Origin of the sequence: Ardenticatena maritima (genome assembly GCF_001306175.1) — a bacterium.
GTDB lineage: Bacteria > Chloroflexota > Anaerolineae > Ardenticatenales > Ardenticatenaceae > Ardenticatena > Ardenticatena maritima.
The window spans coordinates 385,565-408,333 of the sequence record NZ_LGKN01000009.1; the positions used below are offsets into that span (position 1 = coordinate 385,565).

The following is a 22,769-nucleotide window of genomic DNA, read 5'->3' on the forward strand; positions in this document are numbered from 1 at the left end:
CCTTGCACACTTCTGTTGAACAGAACAAACACTCTGGTATCGTTGTCTGCGATGGCCTCACACATCGGCAACCAGCGCACGCGCTATCTGGTTATGCCGATGAACAAGCGCTCCCAGGTCCCAGCCCAGCAACTCGCCGTGGTCAACGAGCAAACGCCCGTTGACCATCGCCATGTCCACCTTGCGCGGGTAGCAGAAGACCAACGCCGCCACGGGGTCGTGGGGTGCTGCGCCGGCATAGTCGATCCTGTGCAGGCGAATGCCCACAATGTCCGCCGCCTTGCCAGGCGCGAGCACGCCAATGTCATCGCGCCGCAAGACTTCGGCGCCGCCACGCGTCGCCAACGCGAGCGCTTCGCGCGCGGTCAGCGCATCGGGTTCGCCCAGCACACGCTGCAACAACATTGCTTGCCGCGCTTCGGCGAGCATATGGCTGCTATCGTTGGACGCCGAGCCATCCACACCCAGCCCCACGGGCACGCCCGCATCAAGCATGGTGCGGATGGGCGCAATCCCGCTTGCCAGGCGCATGTTGCTGGTGGGGCAATGCGCCGCACCGGTGCGCGTCTTCGCCATCATGTCAATTTCGGCGCCGTCCACATGCACGGCATGCGCCCACCAGACATCATCCCCCACCCAGCCCAATTCTTCGGCGTATTCCGCCGGACGCTTGCCAAACTGTTCAATGCAAAAACGCTCTTCATCCAGCGTTTCGGCAAGGTGTGTGTGCGCCAGCACGCCATAACTGCGCGCCAGGGCAATGCTTTCGCGCATCAAATCGGGTGTCACGCTGAACGGCGAACAGGGCGCCACCCCCACGCGACACATCGAGTAGGGCGCGGGGTCGTGGTACATCTCAATCGCACGAATGGTATCGCGAATGATGGCGTCTTCGTCTTCCGTGACGCGGTCGGGGGGCAATCCGCCCTGACTTTCGCCCAGGCTCATGCTGCCCCGCGTGGGATGAAAGCGCACGCCCAATTCTTGCGCGGCGCGGATTTCGTCATCAATGGTGCAATCGTTGGGGTAAATGTAGAGGTGGTCAGCGACGGTGGTACAGCCGCTGAGCAAGAGTTCCGCCAAGCCAACCAGGGCGCTCACGTAAATGGCTTCGCCCGTGAGGTTCGCCCAGATGGGATAGAGGGTCTTCAACCAGTTGAAGAGGTTGGCGTTTTGGGCGGCGGGCACAGCGCGCGTGAGGGTCTGGTACAAGTGATGGTGTGTGTTGACCATCCCCGGCATGAGCACCATGCCGCGCGCATCGTAGAGGGTGTCAATCTGCCCATCATAGCGCTTCAGCAACTCGTCGGTCGTGCCAACCGCTTCAATCACTTGATCGCGCACGAAAATGGCGCCATCGTGCCACTCGCGCTCTTCGTCGTCCATCGTCACAACAACATCGGCATGGGCGAATAACCAGGTCGGCATTGGGCACCCCGTGGCATGTCTGCTTGGCTCGTCACGTCCAGTATAGCATCAGCCGCCCAAATTGGCGAGACATCGCCACATCCTGCACGTCTGCCAATCAGGCAACCGCGCTTGTCAATTTGTCCCCCTCGCGATATGCTACCCGCTCGCACACCAACACTCAATCGTCACGAGGGGAAGCCGTGAGCCAACCGTTGTACATTGCCATCGAAGGCGTCATCGGCGTGGGCAAAACCACGCTGGCGCGCCTCTTGCAACCACATCTCAACGCCGATTTGGTGCTGGAAGTTTTCGAGGAAAACCCCTTCCTCGCACCTTTCTATGCCGACCCTGAGCGCTACGCGTTCCAGACGCAGATTTTCTTCCTGCTGAGCCGCTACCGTCAACAGCAAACACTGCGCGAACAGGTGGGGCGCGCGCGCATCGTCAGCGATTACCTGTTCGACAAAGACCGCCTTTTTGCCCGCCTGAACCTGCAAGGCGATGAACTGCACACGTATGAAACGCTCTACGAGGCGCTGAGCGAACGCATTCCGCGCCCCGACCTGGTGGTCTATCTGCGGGCGTCGGTGGATACGCTTATGGCGCGCATTGCCGCCCGCGACCGCCCCTACGAGCGCAACATGCCGCGTTCGTACATCGCGGCGCTCCACCGCGTGTATGATGAATTCTTCCAGACCTATGACGCCACCCCGTTGCTCGTCATCGAAACCGACGACTTGAACGTGGTCGCCAACCCGCGCGACCTGCACACCATTTTGCAGCGCGTGCGCACCATGCTGGAACTGCACGCTTTTCAACCCGCGTTGCCCGCCATGGGGCAAGTGGCGTCGCACACCAGGCTGGAACCCGCCGCCGAGGCGGCATGGGAAGCGGACGAACCCACGCGCGACCCCTTCGACCGCTATGTGGCGCTGCAAGCCGCCATGGGCACGCTGGCGACGCTGTTGCAAGCCCACAAACATGGCTACGCCGACCGCGAAGCGCTACGGCACGCCCTGGCGCGCAGCGCCGAACACCTGCACGAACTCGCCCGCGATTTGGGGCTGGACATCTCACGAAAGGACGTGTGAACCATGCAACCAACCAACGCACCAACACGCAAGTATTTTCTGGCGGTGGCGGGCAACATCGGCGTGGGCAAAAGCACGCTCACCGCGCGCCTGGCGGAACGCCTGCACATGGAACCCTTCTTTGAAGCCGTCGCCGACAACCCGTATCTGGCGGACTTTTACGCCGACATGCCCCGCTGGGCGTTCCATAGCCAGATTTTCTTTTTGAGCCGCCGCCTGCAACACCACCGCCAAATTCTCGACCACCCCACCTCGGCGATTCAAGACCGGTGCGTGTACGAGGACGCCGAGATTTTTGCCCGCAATCTCTACGAACAAGGCGCGATGAGCGCCCGCGACTATCAGGCGTACCACGAACTGTATCAGGCGGTGGTGGCGTTTATGCCGCCGCCGACGTTGATTGTCTATTTGCGCGCTTCGGTGGATACGTTGCTGGAACGCATCAAGCGCCGCGGGCGTGAATTTGAGCGCGCCATCAGCCGCGACTATCTGGAACGGCTCAACTTGCTTTACGAAGAGTGGATTGCCACCTTCACCCACTGCCCGGTGCTCACCATTGACGCCGACGCCATTGACTTTGTCGCGGAACCCAAGCATATTGAAACCATTGCCACAGCCATTGAAGAGGCGTTGGGCGTGAAAACCCCCAACCAGGTCTAGCAGCCACCAGAAGAAGGAGCAGCACCCGTGAACCGCGAATATCACAAATGGTACAGCCCCCACCTCAACCGCGAGATGGAATTGCTGGTTTTCGGTCATGCCGGCGCGCGCGTGCTGGTCTTTCCCACATCCATGGGGCGTTTTTTTGAATGGGAAGACCGCGGCATGATTGCCGCCCTGCACCACCACATTAGCCAGGGCTGGTTTCAACTCTACTGCGTGGATAGCGTGGACACAGAATCCTGGTACTGCAAAGGCTGCCACCCCGCCGACCGTGTACGGCGGCATATCCAATACGAGCAGTACATCATGAACGAGGTGCTGCCTTTCAGCCTGAGCAAGAACCAGCATCCTTTCCTCATCACAACGGGCGCCAGTTTTGGCGCGTATCACGCCGTCAACATCGCCTTTCGCCACCCCGAACGCTTTGACCGCGTGATTGGCATGAGCGGCATCTATGACATTCGCAACTGGCTGGACGGCTACTACGACGACAACGTCTATTTCAACAACCCTGTGGATTACATCCCCAACGAACATGAACCGCACCGCCTGGCGGCGTTGAAGCATCTGGACATCATCCTTGCCGTGGGTGAACACGACCCCAACATCGAGCACAACCGCTATTTTTCGCATCTGCTCTGGCAAAAAGATATCTGGCACGCGTTCCGCGTCTGGGAAGGCTGGGCGCACGATTGGCCCTGGTGGCAACAAATGATTGTGCGTTATATCGGCGGCCATGATTGACGTTTGGCGCTGGCACAACAACACGCTTGCCCCTGTACGGCTGGCGTCTCCCGCCGCCACGCTCAACGACGCCACGCGCCAACTTCCGCATGGCGCGTACACCACTTTCCGCACCTACCACAACCGCGCCTGCGTCATCGGCCTGCGCGACCATCTGCAACGTCTTGCGACATCCGCCCGCGCGCTGGGGTGGCGCGGCGCGTGGGATGAAACGGCGCTCCGCACCGCCCTGGTGCAGGCGCTCGCCGCTTTCCAGGCGCCCGAAGCCCGTGTGCGCCTTGTGCTCGACACCACCCGCTGCCCCGGCGACCTCTACATCGTGCTGGAACCACTGCACCCTCTGCCCCGCGAGGTGTACGAGCAAGGCGTCGCCACCATCACACACCACCTGGTACGCCACGCCCCCAACACCAAAACCACCGATTTCCTCGCGCAGCAAGAACTGTTGCGCCGCACAATGCCCCCTGGCGTGTTCGAAGTGTTGCTTACAGACGCAGAAGGTTGTATTTTAGAAGGGAGTTCGAGCAATTTTTTCGCCGTCGCCGATGGGCTGCTCATCACCGCACCCGATGAGACGGTGCTGAAAGGCATCACCCGTTCGCGTGTGCTAGCGCTGGCGCAAGAAGAAGGTGTGCCCGTTCACTTTGCGCCGGTCTGCCCGCCATTCGAGCGCCTGGATGAAGCCTTCATCACCAGCAGTTCGCGCGGCGTTGTGCCGGTGGTGCGCATTGACGACACCATCATCGGCGGCGGCGTACCGGGACGTCTCACCCACCGCCTGCACACGGCTTACAACGCCTACATCGCGCGGTGGTGCGAGCCAATTGCACCGAACCCACGTTGAAAACCAAACCCATACCGAAAAGAGAGGTCGCCTATGCCCGAACCCAAACGCATCGGCTTGCTGGTCGGCGCTGAATGGTCCTGGCCCCCCGCGTTCATTCACGAAGTCAACAGCCGCAACGTCGGCGTTGTCGCCGAAATGGCCAAACTGGACGCCGTCAAAATGGATGAGCCCGTTCCCTACGACGTGCTGATTGACCGCATCTCCCATGAAGTGCCCATGTACCGCACCTACATGAAGTACGCCGCGCTCAACGGGTGCGCCGTCATCAACAACCCCTTCAACTGGTCGGCTGACGATAAATTTTTCGACGCCGCGCTGGCGACCAAATTGGGCGTTGCCAGCCCCAAAACCGTGTTGCTCCCCAACAAGGAGTACATTCCCGGCGTCACCAGCAAGACGCTGCGCAACCTGAAATACCCCATTGACTGGGAAGGCGTCATCGAGTACGTCGGTTTGCCCTGCGTGTTGAAGGACGCCCACGGCGGCGGCTGGAAAGAAGTGTATGTGGTGCACTCTCTGGAAGAACTCATCGCCCGCTACGACCAGAGCGGATTGCTCACCATGATTGTGCAGGAATTTATCGAGTGGGACGCCTATGTGCGCTGTATGTGCATCGGGCGCGAATTCGTCTTGCCCATGCGCTACGACCCGCGCGAACGCATGTACTACGTGGACGACGAATACCCCTCGCCCGCCGTTCGCCAACGTTGCATCGAAGACGCCTTGAAACTGGTGCGGGCGCTCGGCTACGACATGAACACCGTCGAATTTGCCATCCGCGACGGCGTGCCCTACGCCATTGACTTCATGAACCCCGCACCCGACATGGACATTTTCTCGCTCACGCCCAAATACTTCGACATTGTGGTCACCAAAATGGCCGACCTGGCGATCGAAAAAGCGCTCAGCCGCCGTGACCATCGGCGCGAATTTTACTGGTACAACGAAGTGCGCCGTGTTGAACGTCAAGGCAAGTGAGGCGGAACCATGCATCCGATTGAGACCATCATCCAAGCCTATCACGACATCTGCGAGCGCGAGCCGCGCCTGGTGGAAGAAAGCGCCGCTATCTTGCAGGCGGAACAGCCCAAGCGCCGCCTGCTCTTTGGCGACCGCCCGCTCTGCAACGTCTTGCGCCCGCACTTCCTCACACATGAGCAATACACCTACATCCGCCGACGCATCGGGCTGGTCGCCGACGCTTTGCGCAATGCATTCGAGGCGCTCATGAGCAACCCCACCTTGCGCGCCGAACTCTTCCTCTCACCGCTGGAAGAAGAAGTCATCCACTACGATTTTGGCTACGCCACCCCGGTGCCCACATCGCGCATGGATACGTTCCTGAGCCACGACGGCACGTTCCATTTCGTGGAATACAACGCCGAAACGCCCGCCGGTTCAGGCTACGAAGCCGAACTGAGCCGCCTGTTTCTGGAACTGCCCATCATGCAGCGCTTCATGGAAACGTACACGGTCGAAATTCTGCCCTATCGCCGCCCCCTGCTCGATACATTGCTCACGCTCTACGAGCAAGCGGGCTTCACCGAGTCCCCCACCATTGCCGTGGTGGACTGGGAAGGCGTCGCGACGCGCCCCGAACACGAAATTTTACGCGAGTATTTTGAACGCCACGGCTACCCCACAGTCTGGGTTGACCCGCGCCACTTCGAGTACGACGGCACAACGCTCCGCGCCGAAGGGCGTCCCGTGCACATCGTGTACAAGCGCGTGCTCACCAGCGAACTGCTGAACCGCCTAGGGCTGGAGACGCCGCTTGTGCGCGCCGTGCGCGACCGCAATGTGCTCATCGTCAACCCGTTCCGCTGCAAACTTCTGCACAAAAAAGCCATCTTCGCCATCCTCACCGATGAGCGCTTCGCCCACCTCTACACGCCCGAACAACACGCCGCCATTCGCGCCCACGTGCCCTGGACGCGCATTGTCCGCGAGCGCACCACCTACCTGGACGGCAAGCCCATTGATTTGCTGGACTACATCACCCACCACCGCGACCAATTCGTGCTGAAACCCAACGACGAATACGGCGGCAGTGGCGTTGTCATCGGTTGGGATGTCTCACAAGCAGAATGGGAAAACGCCCTGCAACGCGCCCTGAACGAACCGACTATCGTGCAGCGGCGCGTCAAGGTCGCCCAAGAACCGTTCCCCGCGCTGATTGAAGGGCAACTGCACATTGCCAATCGGTTGGTTGACCTTGACCCGTACATTTACAACGGCTACGATGTGCAAGCCTGCCTCACGCGCCTTTCCGCCACATCGCTCCTCAACGTGACAGCAGGCACAGGCAGCGTTGTACCCACCATGCTGGTTGCGCCGCAAACCGCTTGATGAGTGTTCGGATGAGGAGGAGGCTGTATGCCCATCAAACCGCCCACGCTCACCGTCGGCATTGAAGAAGAATACCAGATTATTGACCCCGAAACGCGCGAGCTCAAAAGCTACATCACCCAATTGCTGGAAGGCTCGCGGCTCTACCTGCTCGAACGGGACATCAAGCCCGAACTGCACCAGAGCATGGTCGAAATCGGCACTGTTGTCTGCAACACCATCCAGGAAGCCCGCAACGACCTGGTGCAACTCCGCTGCATGATTGACGACCTGGCGCGCGCCAAAGGCCTGCGTATCGCCGCCGCAGGCACGCACCCCTTCTCATCCTGGCGCTTGCAAGAAATCACCCCCTACGAACGCTACCTCGGCGTGCTCGAAGACATGCAAGACCTCGCGCGTGAACTGCTCATCTTCGGCATGCACGTGCACATCGGCGTGGGCGACCCCGAATTTGCCATTGACGCCATGAACGTGTTGCGCTACATGCTCCCCCACGTGCTGGCGCTTTCAACGTCATCTCCGTTCTGGGAAGGGCGCAACACAGGGTTGAAAAGTTATCGCAGCGTGGTGTTCAAACGCTTCCCCCGCACTGGTTTGCCCGCCATGTTCAACAGCTACGCCGATTTCAAAAATTATGTTGATGTGCTCGTGCGCACCAACTGCATTCCCGACGGCTCAAAAATCTGGTGGGACTTGCGCCCCCATCACAAATACCCCACGCTCGAATTCCGTATCTGCGACCTCTGCACCAACATTGACGACGCCATCTGTTGCGCGGCTCTTTTCCAGGCGCTCGTCCTCAAACATTACAAAATGCGCCGCGACAACATCACTTTCCGCAAATACCCCATCGCCATGATTGAGGAAAACAAATGGCGCGCCGTGCGCTACGGCATCAACGGCAAATTGATTGACTTCGGGCGGCAGGAAGAATTGCCCGCCAAACAACTCATCTACGAACTGGTAGAATTCGTGGACGACGTGCTGGACGAATTGGGCACACGTAAAGAAGTCGAACACGCTTTTACCATTCTGGAACGCGGTACGAGCGCCGACCAGCAAATCGCCGTGTATGAACGCACAGGCGACGTGCGCGCTGTGGTGGACTGGCTCATCGAAGAAACCATGCGTGGGTGCCGCCTGCCCGACGGTTCACCCAACATCATCTAACCCAACCCAGACCGAAGAAGCGAGAGCAGACGCAACCAGAGGCATGCCAACAAACAAACACCCTCTCCAAAACACACTCGCACCGTTCATCAGCCGCTGGCGCGAAGATGAAGAAGCGCGGGCGGACCTGCTGGCGCGTGAACGGGCGCGCGTGGCGCAAATCCAGGCTGGCTTTGAGCGTTTGCGCACCCATCCCCCCGCCTTCGACACCCAGGACCTGGAAACCCTGCTCGCTGCGCTGGACGCGGCACAACTCATCTACCGCCAAATCGTCGAAGCCAACGATATCGAAGTCGTCATCCCCCTCTTGCTCGACCTGCTCGAAGGCGATGGTCCAGCCCACGAACGGGTGCGCCGTGTTGGTCGCGCCCTGCGCTACGCCGGTCCAACCGTGCTCAACGAATTGCTGGGCTGGTGGCATGTCGAAAAACTCGCGCCCCCCACCCGCGCTGTGCGGCGTCTGCTCACCTTCCTGCACGCCTACGCCACCATCGAGCAAAAACATCTCTTCCGCCATCTGCACGCCCTGGCGGACGCCTACGCCGACGCCATCGAAACCCGCCTCGCGCCCGACATCCCCCTCGGCGCGGAAGTGGCGGCGTTTTGCGCGTGGCTCGTGCCCCATTTGCGCACCGCCCCCCCGCCGCCCGAAGAACCAGCGTCTGCACCACTGCACGCCATTCGTGAATTTGGCGCAACATACACCATCACCCCCACCGCCCTGCCCGACGCGCCACTCACGCCCCCCGCGCCGCATACCCTGGCCGAACATGAAGCGCACATTCGCTCCTTGCTGGTCTTGCCCCCCGACACTATCCGCCGCGCGGTGGCGCACCTGCTGGCCGGGCGACATCTCATTCTGACAGGCGCACCCGGCACGGGCAAAAGCCATCTGGCGCTCCTGCTGGCGGAACTGTTCGGCTACTACCCCATGCTCGTCACAGCCACCGCCGAATGGAGCACCTTCGACGTGGTGGGGGGATTGCTGCCAACCACCGATGCAGAAGGGCGCATGCGCCCCGAAGTGCGCCCTGGCTATGTGTACGAAGCCCTGCGGCAAAACTGGCTCCTCGACGAGCACGACGCGCTTGTGTACGACGCCGAAGGACGCCCCTTGCGCCGCTTCACCGTCATCGAAGGGCGCGAATGGCGCGGCGTCTGGCTGGTGATTGACGAACTGAACCGCGCCGACATTGACAAAGCCTTTGGCGATCTCTTCACCGCGCTGGAAACCGGGCGGCTGCGTGTGCCCTCACTCGGCGAAGAACGCACGCAACTTGTGCCCATCCCGCGCGATTTTCGTATCATCGCCACCATGAACACCCGCGACCGCCATCTGCTCTTCACGCTGAGCGACGCACTCAAACGGCGTTTTGCTTTCCTGCACCTCACGCCCCCCACCTTCGAGCAACGCGATGAAGAACAACACATCGTCCTGCGCCGCACCCAAACCGACCTCACCATGCGCGGACTTCCCACGCATACCGCGCTCTTGCGCGCCGCCTTGCAACACCTGCATGCCGCCGTGCGCCTGGTGCGGGCGTATGAACCGCTTGGCACTGCGTATCTGCTGGCGGCACTGCGCTACGTGGGCGCGGCTGTGCACATCGCCCCACTCGACCCCAACCAGCTCGCCCGCGAAGCCTTCGAGGCGGAAATCATCCCCCATCTTGAAAGTCTGCCCCAAATGGCGTACCACGTCATCACAGACGTGCTGGCGGGACACGCCACAGACATCTTTGTCTGGCTCACGCAACGCGCCGAAGAACCGCTCCACGCCCAGGAAGCCGCAGACGTCGCACAACGTCTGGCGGATTTCCTCGCTCAGGAACATCCCCCCGCCACTGACGACACCCGTCGCTGGGCGCACGCCGTGCATGCTCTCGCCCATGGCCGACCATCGGCACGTGCCGAAGCGCATGCGCTTGCGGCACACATGCAACAGTGGGCGGCATACTTGCCGAGGTTGTGAAAAACAAAAAACCTGCCAGGCGTCCAGGTGCCTGGCAGGTTGCCTTCTCGCCACAAGCGGCAAGGGCGTTTACAATTCCGGCTGATACTGCAAAATATCGGGACGCTCCAGCGCACGCCCCGCCCCAATCGCCACACACGCCATCGCATTTTCAGCTACATAGCAGGGTACACCCGTGCGCTGAGTCAGCAACCGGTCGAGGTTGCGCAACAACGCCCCGCCGCCCGTCAACACGATACCGCGATCAATGATATCGCTAATCAACTCGGGCGGCGTCTTTTCCAGCACATTCTTCACCACACGCACAATCTCTTCCAGCGGTTCGGAAATGGCTTCGGTAATCTCATCCGATGAAATTTCCAGCGTCTTGGGCAAACCGGCAACCTGGTCGCGCCCGCGAATCTCCATCGTCAACGGCTCATCCAGCGGCAACGCACTCCCAATCTGAATTTTGAGTTGCTCCGCCGTTTGGTCGCCGATGATGAGGTTGTATTTGCGGCGAATGTAGTTGACAATCGCTTCATCAATTTTCACACCGCCAACACGCACACTGCTACTCACCACAATCCCTTTGACGGAAATCACGGCGGCTTCACTCGTCCCACCGCCAATATCAAGCACCATGTTGCCGGTTGGGGTATCAATGGGCAAGCCCGCGCCAAGCGCCGCCGCCACAGGCTCGTAAATCAGATGGGCTTCGCTCGCGCCCGCTTTCAAGGCCGCATCACGCACCGCGCGGCTCTCCACACTCGTCACGCCAACGGGAATGCTCACCACCACCTGCGGCTTGACAAAACGCCCCGAAACCTTGCCGATGAAGTATTCGAGCATCTTGCGGGTGACGGTGTAATCCGCGATCACGCCGCCCTTGAGCGGACGCACAACCTCGATGGTCTCCGGTGTTCGCCCCAACATTTGGCGGGCGCGCTCACCAATTTCCACAATATGCTGGTCTTTGATACGGATTGCCACCACACTTGGCTCTTGGAGCACAACACCGCGCCCCTTCACATAGACCAACACCGAAACAGTTCCCAGGTCAATCCCTATTTGCCGTGCAAACATAGCCTCAACACCTTTCATCTGCCGCCACGCGGACTTCACGCGGCAGTCCATTTACAAGCGGAAACGGGTGCCCACCGTCCGGCAACGTGGGACACCCGTTGTACACCTCATCTGTGCGAATAGGTTTTACTCTTCGTAGGTTGTGGGTACGCCACGCTGCTGGCGTCGGCGGCGCACCACTTTCAAGCGCACCTGGTGGCGCATCAGCGCCAGGCGGATGTCCGCCAGGCTGGGTCCTTCCTCGGGCGGGTTGCGCAACAATTCCTCAGCCCGTCGGCGGGCGGCTTCCGCACGTTCGATATCAATTTCGTCAACGTGCTCCGCGGTGTCAGCCAACACAATCACCTTATCGGGCAACACCTCGGCAAACCCGCCGCCAATCGCAAAGGGTTCCTCAATGCCACCGGCACGCCGAATAATCAATTCCCCCGGGCGCAAAGCCGTCAGGGTTGGCGTATGGCGCGGCAAAACGCCCATATCGCCTTCCACACCCGGCAACAACACCATTTCGACGTCGTCCGCCGAGTAGACTTTGCGCTCGATGGTTACAATGTCCAGGCTCATTTGAGCAGCCATAGGTATCACCCCGCTTAGATGGCGCCCATCTTGCGCGCCTTTTCGACCGCCTCATCAATCGTACCGACCATGTAGAAGGCCTGTTCCGGCAGGTGGTCGTGCTTGCCTTCCAGAATTTCCTTGAAGCCACGCACCGTTTCATGCAGCGGCACGTACACCCCCGGAATACCGGTGAACGTTTCCGCCACCTTGAAGGGCTGCGTGAGGAAGCGCTGAATCTTGCGCGCACGCGCCACCGTCAGGCGGTCTTCATCGCTCAATTCTTCCACACCCAGAATGGCGATCACGTCCGACAAGTCCTTGTAGCGCTGCAACGTGCGCTGGACTTCGCGCGCCACCTGGTAGTGTTCCTCGCCCACAATCACCGGGTCGAGAATGCGGCTGGTGGACGCCAGCGGGTCCACGGCGGGGTAAAGACCTTGCGCCGCCAACGAGCGTTCCAGCGAGATAGTCGCGTCCAGGTGGGCGAACGTCACCACCGGCGCGGGGTCCGAGTAGTCGTCGGCGGGCACGTACACAGCCTGCAACGAGGTAATCGAGCCTTTCTTGGTGGACGTAATGCGTTCCTGCAATTCGCCCATTTCCGTGCCCAACGTGGGCTGATACCCCACAGCGCTGGGCATACGCCCAAGCAACGCCGACACTTCCGAACCGCTCATCACGAAGCGGAAGATGTTGTCAATGAAGACCAGAATGTCGCGGCCTTCATCGCGGAAGTATTCGGCCATCGTCAAGCCGGTCAGCGCCACACGCAGGCGCACCCCCGGCGGCTCGTTCATCTGCCCGAAGACGAGCGCCACCTGGTCGAGCACGCCCGAGTCTTTCAACTCGTGCCAGAGGTCGTTCCCCTCGCGGCTGCGCTCACCCACGCCGATGAAGACCGAGTACCCCGAGTGCACTTTCCCGATGGTGTCAATCAACTCGGTGATAATCACGGTCTTCCCGACGCCGGCGCCACCGAAAATACCGGTCTTCCCACCCTTGGTGAAGGGCGCAATCAGGTCAATCACCTTGATACCGGTTTCGAGCACTTCGGTCGAGGTCGATTGTTCCTCGAACGAAGGCGCAGGGCGGTGAATGGGCCAGTATTCCTCAGCGTTGACGGGACCGAGGTTGTCAATCGCTTCACCCAAGACGTTGAAAATGCGCCCCAGCGTCGCTTTCCCGACGGGCACTTTGATGGGCGCACCCGTGTTCACAGCGCGCGCACCACGGCGCAACCCGTCGGTCGCGCCCATGGCGACACAGCGCACGCGGTCGCCGCCCAGGTGCTGCTGCACCTCGACGACGAGTTTTTCACCATTTTCCATATCAACTTCAATTGCGTTGTAGAGTTCAGGCAGCCCATCCGGCGGAAACTGCACGTCCACCACCGGACCGACGACCTGAACGACCTTGCCCACGGATTGTTCGGCCATTGGTTTTACTCCTTCTCCTTTGCCGTTTCGCACCTCTCAGGTGTTTCCGGCGACTCACTCTTCGATTAGCCGTTTCAGGCTTCGGCCTCCTGTGCCTGGCGAAGCGCCTCAGCACCACCGGCAATATCGAGAATTTCAGCGGTAATCGAAGCCTGGCGGGCTTTGTTGTAGGTCAGCGTCAAATCATCCACCAGGGCTTCGGCGTTTTCCGTCGCGTTGCGCATGGCCACCATACGCGCCGAGTGTTCCGAGGCCTGCGATTCCAACACCGCCTGATAGACCAGCAACGAGACTTGCGACGGCAGCAACTCGCTCAACACAGCCATCGGCGACGGTTCAATCAGGAAATCAGCAGGCAGTTTCGCCTCAGGAACCGGCTCAATCGGCAACAACTGCCGCACCACAGGCACCTGCCGCATCGTGTTGACAAAGTCGGCGTAGCAGATGAAGACCTGATCGAACGTCCCATCCAGAAACGCATCGATTGCGACACGCGCAATTGGCGTAATAGCCGTGACCGGCGGCGTATCAGGCGGCGCCGGAAAATCAGCGTAAATCGGCGGCCCATACTTGCGCATAAAGTCGCGACCTTTGCGCCCCACCGTAATCAACTCAACGGGTGCTTCGGCTTCTTGAATGAAGCGGTTCGCCGCACGCAAGATGTTGGAAATCAAGGCGCCGGCAAGCCCGCGATCGGGTGTGATGAGAATCAACCCGATTTTCTTGACGGGGCGCTGCACCATCAAGGGGTGTTGCGCCTCGCCACCGGCGGGCTGGGCTGCCAGATACCCCAACACTTCGCGCGACTTTTCCGCATAGGGGCGGGAGGCCAGCACACGGTCTTGGGCGCGGCGCATTTTGGAAGCCGAGACGGCTTCCATCGCGCGCGTCACCTGACCGATGTTCTTGACACTCCGAATTCGTCGCTTGATTTCACGTAACGTTGACACGTACGCACTCCTTTATCATTCCTGTGCAGCGCCTGTTCTCACACAACCCTGCTTGACAAACACCCACTCAGCACGCTGCAACGTCGTATCGGCCGACCCCATGTCAAACGGGGCCGGCCGTGGCATGGTTATCAGGCAACCGGCGCCGTCTTCTTGAATTCTTCGATGGCGCGTTTGAGCATTTCTTCGGCTTCCGCGGTCAGGTCGTTGGTTTCGTCAATAATCCGCTGGAAGTCCGGATAGTTGGCGTCGAGGAAGCGGTAGAACTGCTGTTCCCACTCCGCCACTTTGTCCACCGGCACGTCGTCCACATAGCCGTTCGTACCGGCATAGATGATCGCCACCTGGCGGTAGAGCGGCACCGGCTGGTATTGCGGCTGTTTCAGAATTTCCTGCAAGCGGCGGCCACGCTCAATTTGCTGGCGTGTGGCTTCGTCCAGGTCGGAACCGAACTGGGCGAACGCCGCCAACTCGCGGAACTGCGCCATTTCCAGGCGCAACTTCCCGGCGACCTTCTTCATCGCCTTCGTCTGCGCCGCCGACCCCACACGGCTCACGGAGATACCGGCGTTGATGGCGGGACGAATACCGGCGTAGAAGAGGTCGCTTTCCAGGTAAATCTGCCCGTCGGTAATCGAAATCACGTTCGTGGGCACGTATGCCGACACGTCACCCAACAGCGTTTCGATGATGGGCAACGCGGTCAGCGAGCCGCCACCGTACTCTTTGGCGAGTTTCGCCGAGCGTTCCAGCAGGCGGCTGTGCAGGTAGAACACGTCGCCAGGGTACGCTTCGCGGCCCGGCGGGCGGCGCATCAGCAACGAAACCTGGCGGTACGCCCACGCGTGCTTGCTCAAGTCGTCATAGACGATGAGCGCTTCGTTGACGCGGCGGCCGTTGATTTCGACGCCGTTTTCCATCACTTCTTCGCCCATGGCGGTACCGGCGTAGGGTGCGATGTACTGCATCGCCGCCGGGTCGGAAGCCGACGCCACCACGACGATCGTGTATTCCATCGCCCCGTACTTTTCAAGCGTCGCCACCAACTGGGCGATAGCCGACCGCTTCTGACCAATCGCCACGTAGATACAGACGAGGTCTTTGCCTTTCTGGTTGATAATCGTGTCAATGGCAATCGCCGTCTTCCCCGTCTGGCGGTCGCCAATGATCAACTCACGCTGACCACGCCCGATGGGAATCATCGAGTCAATGGCCTTGATACCGGTCTGCACCGGCGCGTTCACCGACTGGCGCACCACCACGTTGGGCGCAATACGTTCCACGGGGCGGAACTTATCGGTGTTGATGGGCCCCTTCCCGTCAATGGGGCGCCCCAAGGCGTCCACCACACGCCCAAGCAAGGCTTGCCCCACAGGCACAGAAATAATGCGCCCCGTCGTGCGAACCTGGTCGCCTTCTTCAATCTTCAGGTAATCACCAAGGATGATGATACCGACCGAGTCCTCTTCGAGGTTGAACGCCACACCGTAAATCGGCTCAGCGTGGTTTTCGGTGGGCGGGAATTCCACCAATTCCTGCGCCATCACTGCGGACAAACCGCTGGCGCGGGCGATCCCGTCACCCACCTGCAACACCTCACCGACGTTGACGTCTTCGATTGGCGCCTCGAAGGACTCAATCTGCTGCTTGAGAAACTGCGTAATTTCTTCGACTTTCAAGGTCATTCGTATGTCCTCCTCGTGTCTGGCCCCTCGTTCGTTTGAGGCCGACGCGCTCTTATCCAACTAACCGTTCACGCAGTGCGTTGAGGCGCCCGGCCACCGTTGCATCGATGAGATGGTCACCGATACGGACGCGGACACCGCCCAAAACCGCGGGATCCACCTTGTACTCAAAGACAAGCCCCTCACCATACTGTGCGGTGAGTTTCTCTTCCAGTTTCGCCTTTTCTTCGGGAGAGAGTTCGACAGCCGTCGTAATTTCGGCTGTGCGCACATGCGCCCCCGTCTGCTCCAGGATGTCATCCAGCGTGGCGACAATGGCATCAAGCAAATTCAGGTCGTTATTGCGCACCAACAGGCGCACAAAATTCGCCACTTCCGGCTTCAAATCCTTGGGCAGAACCGCCGAAAGGCGCTTTTCACGTTCGGCGGGCGGCTTACCAGCGTCTTCGAGTTCGGTGAGCAACTCCGGGTTTTCTTCCAGCAGGCGCCGCACCTTCTGGATACCGGTCAGCCAATCTTCGAGCGCGGTTTGCAAAATGGCCTGCGCGTAGATTTTGGCTGTTTTTTGTGCGCTCACTTCAGATCACCTGCCTCTGCAATAAACTTCTCGACGAGCTCACGCTGCTTGGATTCATCCAACGCAGCACCGATGACCTTCTGCGCGATGCTGAGCGACAGTTGCGCCACTTCGTCGCGCAGTTGGGCCAGCATTTGCTGGCGTTCGTAAGCGATTTCTTCTTGTGCGCGCTTCTTCAACTGCTCGGCTTCCTGGCGTGCTTCCGCCAGAATTTCAGCGCGCTGACGTTCAGCGGCTTCGCGCGCACGTTCGATGATTTCTTGCGCTTCACGGCGGGCTTTCGCCAGTTCTTCTTCGTATGCTTTCTGGCTCGCCACCACTTCAGCGCGCGCCTTTTCCGCCGCTTGCAAACTTTCGCGGATTTTTTCGCGGCGCTGATCGAGCATATTCAAGATAGGACGATACAGGAACATGCGCAGCAGAACCAGAATGACAACAAAGTTCACAACCTGCGCAATCCAGAAATTCAGATTAAGACCAAGGGCTTCCAATTTTGCCTCCTTACCTTAACGTATTTGCCTGTGCGGTCGAAAGGGCGGGCAACTCACTTCGTGCGCCACCCGCCCTGTTTGTTCCGCAATTCAGGCTCCCTCGCGATTAGACGAACTTGAGCACCAAAGCAACCACGAGCGCGTAAATCGCGATGGCTTCGGCGAAGGCAATACCCAGAATCATGTTGGTACGAATTTCGTTGGCAGCTTCGGGGTTGCGCCCAATGGCTTGCAGCGCCCCCATCACCAGCAGACCGACGCCGATGCCGGGACCAATCGCGCCCAAGCCAATCGCCAAACCAGCCGAAAGAAATTGCAGATCCATTGTCAATCCTCCTTAAAACGTGATTGTCTGTTTTGTTGCACAGTTGACACTTTTTTCCGCTCCGTCAGAACGACAGATGCGGTTGTATCCGAATTAGTGATGTTCGTCGTGCGCTTCCACCGCCGACGCGAAGAAAACCAGCGTCAGCATGGCGAACACAAACGCCTGAATGAACCCAACGAAGAGCTCCAACCCGAAGAAAGGCACCGGCAAGAGCCACGGGACCAGGAACGCCATGATGAAGAGCAGCACCTGCCCGGCAAAGATGTTCCCGAAAAGACGGAAGGCGAAGGAGATGATCTTGGCGAACTCTGAGACGGTTTCAATAAGCCCCACCAGGAAGCCCATGATACCGCCTTTGAAGTTCAGGAATTTCGAGAAGTAGCTCATACCCAACGCCTGAACACCGTAGTACTGCACCAGCACCATTGAGATGACAGCCAGCGCAAGAGTGAAGTTCAGGTCCGTAGCCGAAGCGCGCAAGAAGGGCACCAGCACACCATACGGGCGACCATCTTCGGTGGTCGGCAATTCATGGTGCTCTTCACCCTTTGCCTCTTCACCATGGCCTTCTTCGCCATGCGCCTCTTCGCCGTGATGTTCCACAATAACTTCTTCGTTCGTCACGACGTAGAAAGGCCCGAGTTTTTCCAGAACATACCCTTTGTTGCCATGCGGGGCTTCAACCACACCCACGCTATCCACGCCGGGCACCAATTCCCACCAGTTCGCCACAATCACCAAGAGGAAAATCGTCATGATGATGGGGAACCACTGGCGAGCACGGTCGCCGGCAATGTCTTCCGTAATGCTATAAAACCCTTCAATCACCCATTCGGCAAAGTTTTGCAGACCGTCGGGGATATCCTTCATGTTGCGCGTCGCCAACACGGCAAACAAAATGAGCGTAATGTCAGCCAAAATCGTGTGAATGAGTGTGTTGGGGACGCGGAAACCGAGGATTGGCACCCCTTCGGCGGGCAACTGAATACCCGGAAGCGGAACGGGGAAGTACATTTTGCTAATCACCATAGCGCCCAGAACGAGCACTACGGCAACCAGCACCTTCGGATTCAGTAACCTTTTCACCGCTTTGTGTCCTCCTTCGTCTATCGCCAGAAATCAGTCGTGGGGATACAGAGCAGGGTGGACCTGCTCAGACGGCGCGCATTATAACACGCTCCCTATTGCTTGGCAAGTCCATTTTTTCACAAATGAAATTTTGCACAAGTGCGTGGTCGCCCGCATTTTTCGCTGATGAACCCTACCAGCGCAACCCTTTGGGGTAGTGGTTTTTGAGCAGACGCCCCACCTGCTTGCCCCATCCCAACGCATAGCCGTCAACGGCAACGAGCGTCCAACCGGGTTCGCCAGAACGGTTGATGGTTTCGCCACGCAAGTACGCCTGCGCTTCTTCGGCGTTCAAGTTGGCAACCCGCCGCACCGCCTGCGGCGCAAGGTGCAACGCCAACGCATGCGCCGGCTCGAAACGCCCTCGACGCGCCACCCCAACACGCAAACCGGCACGCACCACGGTGACGCCACGCCATTCACGCGCATCAACCGGAAGCAGGTGCCACGCATCGCCAAATGCCGCCCACCCTGTTTCGGGCAGTTCGGTGCGCATGGTCTCACGCCAGAACGCCTCTACATGGCGGCGCACCTGTCCCGACAAGCGCGAACGCGGTTCACGCCACGCCCACGGCGCTTCTTCTCCCCGACGACGCAACAATGCCGCAAAATGCCCCTCACCCGGCGCACGGTGGGGCCACAAACGGACGCACCGCTCTAAAGGAAGCCCCGCCGCCTCTTCGGGCGCAACCCAATCGGGGCGACCGGGAGCGCTCCCCGGCCACGCCGGCGGTTCAACCAATTCAAAGTCGGGGTGTGTGCGGAGAAAGCGGGCAATCACGGCTTCGTTTTCTTCGGGGGCAAAAGTGCAGGTGGCGTACACTAACCGCCCCCCCGGACGCACCAGCCGCGCCGCGTCATCCAGCAGGTGCTGTTGCCGCACGGCGCACCCCAACACGTGCGTTGCGCTCCAATGCGTCGCTGCTTCCGGATTTTTGCGGAACATGCCCTCACCGGAGCAAGGCGCATCAACCAGTACGGCATCGAAACGCTCCGCCCACACCTCAGCCAACCGCGCGGGGGCTTCATTCGTCACCAAGGCGTTGGCCACGCCAAAGCGCTCCATGTTTTCCACCAACGCCGCCACACGCCCACGCACAACTTCATTCGCCACCAACAGCCCCCGCCCTTGCATGCGTGTCGCGATAAACGTCGCCTTGCCGCCCGGCGCCGCTGCAATATCGAGCACCGCTTCGCCGGGTTGGGGGTTCAGCAGCGCCACCGGCATCATCGCGCTGGGGTCTTGCAGGTAGTAGCAGCCAGCGGCATGGTAGGCGTGCCGCCCAAGCGCCACGTCGCCGGCACGCACGACGTAGCCCTCCGGCGCCCACGCCAGCGGTTCCGCCTGAATGGCGAGCGCCGACAGAACCTCCGCCCCACATTTGAGTGTGTTCAGGCGCACGCCCACCATCGGCGGCGCCTGCAACGCCTCGAAAAAGTCCGTCGCTTCCTCTCCCAACAAACGCCGCATGCGTTCGACAAACTCAGTCGGCAAGATTGGCTCAGCCATACCTTCACTCCCTGCCCCTTTGAACAGCCGCATACGATACAGCATGCGCCCTCTCGCTCCAAACCGACGGCACCAGGTGGGGCATCCCCTCCCACCCATACGGGTAGTTTTGCCCCGCAGGGGCTTGACAGTCGCCCATCGCTTTGCCTATACTGGGGCGCGGAAATGAGGTTGTACCTTTCATCACAAATCAAGAGGAAAAACCCGTATGCGTTTCGTGTGCGTCGCCAAACAGCAGAAGAAAGCCAAAAAACCGGGCACCCTCCGGTCTGGCTGCTTCTGCGTGCAAACGTAAGCGACGCACGACATCCGAAACGCCCACGAAGCAAGCAACGCAACGCGGCGGCCAGACCGAACAGGTGGCCGCCGTTTTTGTTTGTCTCAACACACAACCAAACCCGGACCAGACCCATGCCTGACATGCTGCTAACCCAACCGACGCACAACATCCGCAAAAAGAAATGCAAGAAAGCGAAACCCTCTCCTTTGCGGGGGTCTGGTTGGGGCTGCACGCCGGGCATATCGTAAGCCACACCACCATGCGCACAAAGCGCCAGACCTCCGCGGGGGTCTGGCGCTTTTGTTGTTTCACACAGTCAACCAACACATCTCAAAAAGAGGAGGAAACACCATGACCACAACTGTTCGCACAGCCGAATGCCCTGAATGCGCCGCTGTTGTCCCGCTGGCGGAAGAAGTGTTCCTGCACGAAATCGTCGTATGCCCTGAATGCGGTGTGGAATTGGAAGTGGTCGGACTGGAGCCCCCCACGCTCGACCTCGCGCCGGAAGTGGAAGAGGACTGGGGCGAATAAATCACCGGGGGCGTTCCAGCCCCCGCCATGACACCATGAGGAGGAACAGCATGAACCATTTTGCACATCCCCACATCGGCATTCTGGTTGGGCGCATGCGTGTGGAAGAAAAGTTGCTTGTGCAAGAAATTGAGCGCCGCGGCCTGACATACGAACTGATTTATGACAACGAACTCATCCTCGACACCGCGCGCGCCGATGAGTGGCGCCGCTTCGACGTCATCCTGGAACGGTGCGTCAGCCACTCCCGCGCCCTGACGGCGCTGGCGTTCTTTGAAGCCATTGGCGTGCCCACGGTGAACACGCACGCCGTCGCCGAAATCTGCGGCGACAAGATTCGCACCTCACTGGCGCTTGACCGCGCCGGCGTGCCACAGCCCCGCTGGCGCGTCGCCTTCACGCCCGAATCGGCGCTCCGAGCGATTGAAGAAATGGGCTACCCCGTAGTGCTCAAGCCCGCCACCGGTTCATGGGGGCGCTTGATGGCGCGTGTGAACGACCGCTACACCGCCGAGGCGATTCTGGAACACAAGAGCACCCTGGGCGGCGTGCAACATTCCATCTTCTACATTCAAGAATACGTCGAAAAGCCCGGTCGCGACATCCGCGCGTTCGTCGTGGGCGATGAAACGATTTGCGCCATCGAACGCCGTTCCGACCACTGGATTACCAACACCGCCCGCGGCGGTTCCGCCGGCAACTTCCCCGTGACGCCCGAACTGCACGAGTTGTGTGTGCGCGCCGCCCGCGCCGTGGGAGGCGGCGTGGTCGCTATTGACGTGTTCGAGAGTGCGCGCGGGTTGTTGGTGAACGAAGTGAACTACACCATGGAATTCCGCAACTCCATCGCACCCACAGGGGTGAACATTCCAGCCCGCATGATTGACTACGTGGTGCAGGTGGCGCGCAGGCAAACCGAACCGCTGGGGGTGAGCGCATGACCATGCGAGCGGCGATTGTTGGCGCTTCCGGCTACGTGGGCGGCGAACTCCTGCGCCTCTTGCTGCATCATCCTCACGTGCAGGTTGTCGCCGCAACGTCTGAACGCTTTGCGGGGCGCTACGTGCACAGCGTGCACCCCAACCTGCGCGGTCGTACCGCGCTCCAATTTTCATCTATCGCAGACCTGCCCGAAACCGACGTGCTCTTTCTCTGCCTGCCGCACGGGCAAGCCGCGCGCCGCATGGACGAATTCGCACGCCTCGCGTCCATCGTGGTGGATTGCTCCGCCGACTTCCGCCTGCGCGACCCCGACTGGCACGCCCGCTGGTACGACGCCGAAACCCGCGCCGACGAGTGGCGGGCGCGGTTCGTGTACGGCTTGCCCGAACTCACGCGCGACGCCTTGCACGGCGCTCGCTACATCAGCGGCGTGGGGTGCAACGCCACGGCGGTCAATCTGGCGCTGTTGCCGCTGGCGCGTGCAGGGTTGATTGAACGTGTGGTGGCGGACGTCAAAGTCGGGTCCAGCGAAGCAGGCGCACGCGCCACCGACGCTTCCCACCACCCGGAACGCGCCGGCGCTGTGCGTTCGTTCGCCCCGGTTGGGCATCGCCATCAGGCGGAAATTGTGCAGGCGCTGAACATTCCCGCCGAAGCGCTCTTCTTCTCGGCAACCGCCGTTGAAATGGTGCGCGGGGTGCTCGCCACCTGCCACGTCTTTTTGAATGCCGACCTGACCGACCGCGACCTCTGGCGGCTCTACCGCGCCGCCTACGCCAACGAGCCCTTCATCCGCCTGGTGAAGAGCCGCACTGGTTTGTACCGCTACCCCGAACCCAAAATCGTCGCCGGCACCAACTATTGCGACATCGGTTGGGAACTGGACGACCACGGACGCCGCCTCGTCGTGATCAGCGCGATTGACAATCTGATGAAGGGCGCCGCGGGGAGCGCCGTGCAATCGCTCAACGTGGCGTGCGGCTGGGACGAGTGCGCCGGGCTGGATTTTGTGGGCTTACACCCGTAAACGAAAACGAGA

The 22,769-nt window shown here is 60.2% G+C and carries 22 protein-coding genes; 11 read left to right on the top strand and 11 right to left on the bottom strand.

Annotation, left to right across the window (positions count from 1 at the left end; genetic code table 11):
- Positions 1-57 precede the first annotated feature (57 nt).
- Complete coding sequence (locus SE16_RS14575) at positions 58-1,428, bottom strand: 8-oxoguanine deaminase (RefSeq protein ID WP_054493106.1); 1,371 nt, start codon at positions 1,426-1,428, stop codon at positions 58-60.
- Between the two features lie 182 nt (positions 1,429-1,610).
- Between SE16_RS14575 and SE16_RS14580 the strand changes: the two genes are divergently transcribed.
- The 8 genes from SE16_RS14580 to SE16_RS14615 are packed head-to-tail and all read left to right on the top strand — an operon-like array spanning position 1,611 to position 10,246.
- Positions 1,611-2,501, top strand: a complete 891-nt coding sequence (locus tag SE16_RS14580) for a deoxynucleoside kinase (RefSeq protein ID WP_082374250.1) — start codon at positions 1,611-1,613, stop codon at positions 2,499-2,501.
- A gap of 3 nt (positions 2,502-2,504) precedes the next feature.
- On the top strand, positions 2,505-3,161 hold the full coding sequence (locus SE16_RS14585; RefSeq protein ID WP_054493105.1) for a deoxynucleoside kinase: 657 nt from the start codon (positions 2,505-2,507) through the stop codon (positions 3,159-3,161).
- A gap of 27 nt (positions 3,162-3,188) precedes the next feature.
- On the top strand, positions 3,189-3,908 hold the full coding sequence (locus SE16_RS14590) for an esterase family protein (RefSeq protein WP_054493104.1): 720 nt from the start codon (positions 3,189-3,191) through the stop codon (positions 3,906-3,908).
- On the top strand, positions 3,901-4,752 hold the full coding sequence (locus SE16_RS14595) for an aminotransferase class IV (protein WP_054493103.1): 852 nt from the start codon (positions 3,901-3,903) through the stop codon (positions 4,750-4,752). The genes SE16_RS14590 and SE16_RS14595 overlap by 8 nt, the downstream gene beginning before the upstream one ends.
- A gap of 33 nt (positions 4,753-4,785) precedes the next feature.
- Positions 4,786-5,733 carry an ATP-grasp domain-containing protein gene (locus tag SE16_RS14600; RefSeq protein WP_054493102.1) on the top strand — a complete coding sequence of 316 codons (948 nt, stop codon included), beginning with the start codon at positions 4,786-4,788 and terminating at the stop codon, positions 5,731-5,733.
- A 9-nt stretch (positions 5,734-5,742) separates the two neighbouring features.
- Positions 5,743-7,104 carry a circularly permuted type 2 ATP-grasp protein gene (locus SE16_RS14605; protein ID WP_054493101.1) on the top strand — a complete coding sequence of 454 codons (1,362 nt, stop codon included), beginning with the start codon at positions 5,743-5,745 and terminating at the stop codon, positions 7,102-7,104.
- Between the two features lie 27 nt (positions 7,105-7,131).
- Positions 7,132-8,274: a carboxylate-amine ligase gene (locus SE16_RS14610; RefSeq protein ID WP_054493100.1), complete on the top strand. Its 1,143-nt coding sequence runs from the start codon at positions 7,132-7,134 to the stop codon at positions 8,272-8,274.
- Between the two features lie 43 nt (positions 8,275-8,317).
- Complete coding sequence (locus tag SE16_RS14615; protein ID WP_060687789.1) at positions 8,318-10,246, top strand: AAA family ATPase; 1,929 nt, start codon at positions 8,318-8,320, stop codon at positions 10,244-10,246.
- Positions 10,247-10,315: 69 nt separating this feature from the next.
- On the opposite strand, the gene mreB is transcribed toward SE16_RS14615, so the two are convergent.
- From mreB to SE16_RS14665, 10 genes are all read right to left on the bottom strand, one after another.
- The gene (gene mreB / locus SE16_RS14620) at positions 10,316-11,311 is read right to left on the bottom strand and encodes a rod shape-determining protein (RefSeq protein ID WP_054493778.1); all 996 of its coding nucleotides are present in this window, start codon (positions 11,309-11,311) and stop codon (positions 10,316-10,318) included.
- A 126-nt stretch (positions 11,312-11,437) separates the two neighbouring features.
- Positions 11,438-11,887, bottom strand: coding sequence for an ATP synthase F1 subunit epsilon (gene atpC, locus SE16_RS14625; RefSeq protein WP_200907406.1), 450 nt, complete (start codon positions 11,885-11,887; stop codon positions 11,438-11,440).
- A gap of 14 nt (positions 11,888-11,901) precedes the next feature.
- Positions 11,902-13,305 carry a F0F1 ATP synthase subunit beta gene (gene atpD / locus SE16_RS14630; protein ID WP_054493779.1) on the bottom strand — a complete coding sequence of 468 codons (1,404 nt, stop codon included), beginning with the start codon at positions 13,303-13,305 and terminating at the stop codon, positions 11,902-11,904.
- A gap of 74 nt (positions 13,306-13,379) precedes the next feature.
- Entirely contained in the window at positions 13,380-14,255 is an 876-nt protein-coding gene (atpG, locus tag SE16_RS14635) for an ATP synthase F1 subunit gamma (protein WP_054493780.1), read from the bottom strand.
- A 131-nt stretch (positions 14,256-14,386) separates the two neighbouring features.
- A complete protein-coding gene (gene atpA / locus SE16_RS14640) occupies positions 14,387-15,940 on the bottom strand; it encodes a F0F1 ATP synthase subunit alpha (RefSeq protein WP_054493781.1) in 1,554 nt (517 codons plus the stop codon).
- A gap of 52 nt (positions 15,941-15,992) precedes the next feature.
- The gene (gene atpH / locus SE16_RS14645; RefSeq protein WP_054493782.1) at positions 15,993-16,517 is read right to left on the bottom strand and encodes an ATP synthase F1 subunit delta; all 525 of its coding nucleotides are present in this window, start codon (positions 16,515-16,517) and stop codon (positions 15,993-15,995) included.
- Positions 16,514-17,008: a F0F1 ATP synthase subunit B gene (gene atpF / locus SE16_RS14650; RefSeq protein WP_054493783.1), complete on the bottom strand. Its 495-nt coding sequence runs from the start codon at positions 17,006-17,008 to the stop codon at positions 16,514-16,516. The genes atpH and atpF overlap by 4 nt, the downstream gene beginning before the upstream one ends.
- A 106-nt stretch (positions 17,009-17,114) precedes the next feature.
- A complete protein-coding gene (atpE, locus tag SE16_RS14655) occupies positions 17,115-17,333 on the bottom strand; it encodes an ATP synthase F0 subunit C (RefSeq protein ID WP_054493784.1) in 219 nt (72 codons plus the stop codon).
- 93 nt (positions 17,334-17,426) lie between these two features.
- A complete protein-coding gene (gene atpB, locus SE16_RS14660; RefSeq protein ID WP_152918190.1) occupies positions 17,427-18,422 on the bottom strand; it encodes a F0F1 ATP synthase subunit A in 996 nt (331 codons plus the stop codon).
- A gap of 175 nt (positions 18,423-18,597) precedes the next feature.
- Positions 18,598-19,974 carry an RsmB/NOP family class I SAM-dependent RNA methyltransferase gene (locus tag SE16_RS14665; RefSeq protein ID WP_054493786.1) on the bottom strand — a complete coding sequence of 459 codons (1,377 nt, stop codon included), beginning with the start codon at positions 19,972-19,974 and terminating at the stop codon, positions 18,598-18,600.
- Between the two features lie 631 nt (positions 19,975-20,605).
- Here SE16_RS14665 and lysW point away from each other — a divergent pair.
- Genes lysW through argC form a run of 3 tightly spaced genes read left to right on the top strand, consistent with a single transcriptional unit; the run spans position 20,606 to position 22,757 of the window.
- Positions 20,606-20,788: a lysine biosynthesis protein LysW gene (gene lysW / locus SE16_RS14670; RefSeq protein WP_054493787.1), complete on the top strand. Its 183-nt coding sequence runs from the start codon at positions 20,606-20,608 to the stop codon at positions 20,786-20,788.
- Between the two features lie 50 nt (positions 20,789-20,838).
- Positions 20,839-21,729 carry a lysine biosynthesis protein LysX gene (lysX, locus tag SE16_RS14675; RefSeq protein WP_054493788.1) on the top strand — a complete coding sequence of 297 codons (891 nt, stop codon included), beginning with the start codon at positions 20,839-20,841 and terminating at the stop codon, positions 21,727-21,729.
- Entirely contained in the window at positions 21,726-22,757 is a 1,032-nt protein-coding gene (gene argC / locus SE16_RS14680) for an N-acetyl-gamma-glutamyl-phosphate reductase (RefSeq protein WP_054493789.1), read from the top strand. The genes lysX and argC overlap by 4 nt, the downstream gene beginning before the upstream one ends.
- Positions 22,758-22,769: the final 12 nt, after the last annotated feature.

What these genes read in the sequence shown, in the direction of transcription:
- SE16_RS14575 (WP_054493106.1), bottom strand. Translation starts at nt 1,428, where the DNA reads ATGCCGACCTGGTTATTCGCCCATGCCGATGTTGTTGTGACGATGGAC.
- SE16_RS14585 (WP_054493105.1), top strand. Translation starts at nt 2,505, where the DNA reads ATGCAACCAACCAACGCACCAACACGCAAGTATTTTCTGGCGGTGGCG.
- SE16_RS14595 (WP_054493103.1), top strand. Translation starts at nt 3,901, where the DNA reads ATGATTGACGTTTGGCGCTGGCACAACAACACGCTTGCCCCTGTACGG.
- SE16_RS14600 (WP_054493102.1), top strand. Translation starts at nt 4,786, where the DNA reads ATGCCCGAACCCAAACGCATCGGCTTGCTGGTCGGCGCTGAATGGTCC.
- SE16_RS14605 (WP_054493101.1), top strand. Translation starts at nt 5,743, where the DNA reads ATGCATCCGATTGAGACCATCATCCAAGCCTATCACGACATCTGCGAG.
- SE16_RS14610 (WP_054493100.1), top strand. Translation starts at nt 7,132, where the DNA reads ATGCCCATCAAACCGCCCACGCTCACCGTCGGCATTGAAGAAGAATAC.
- SE16_RS14615 (WP_060687789.1), top strand. Translation starts at nt 8,318, where the DNA reads ATGCCAACAAACAAACACCCTCTCCAAAACACACTCGCACCGTTCATC.
- mreB (WP_054493778.1), bottom strand. Translation starts at nt 11,311, where the DNA reads ATGTTTGCACGGCAAATAGGGATTGACCTGGGAACTGTTTCGGTGTTG.
- atpC (WP_200907406.1), bottom strand. Translation starts at nt 11,887, where the DNA reads ATGGCTGCTCAAATGAGCCTGGACATTGTAACCATCGAGCGCAAAGTC.
- atpD (WP_054493779.1), bottom strand. Translation starts at nt 13,305, where the DNA reads ATGGCCGAACAATCCGTGGGCAAGGTCGTTCAGGTCGTCGGTCCGGTG.
- atpA (WP_054493781.1), bottom strand. Translation starts at nt 15,940, where the DNA reads ATGACCTTGAAAGTCGAAGAAATTACGCAGTTTCTCAAGCAGCAGATT.
- atpE (WP_054493784.1), bottom strand. Translation starts at nt 17,333, where the DNA reads ATGGATCTGCAATTTCTTTCGGCTGGTTTGGCGATTGGCTTGGGCGCG.
- SE16_RS14665 (WP_054493786.1), bottom strand. Translation starts at nt 19,974, where the DNA reads ATGGCTGAGCCAATCTTGCCGACTGAGTTTGTCGAACGCATGCGGCGT.
- lysW (WP_054493787.1), top strand. Translation starts at nt 20,606, where the DNA reads ATGACCACAACTGTTCGCACAGCCGAATGCCCTGAATGCGCCGCTGTT.
- lysX (WP_054493788.1), top strand. Translation starts at nt 20,839, where the DNA reads ATGAACCATTTTGCACATCCCCACATCGGCATTCTGGTTGGGCGCATG.
- argC (WP_054493789.1), top strand. Translation starts at nt 21,726, where the DNA reads ATGACCATGCGAGCGGCGATTGTTGGCGCTTCCGGCTACGTGGGCGGC.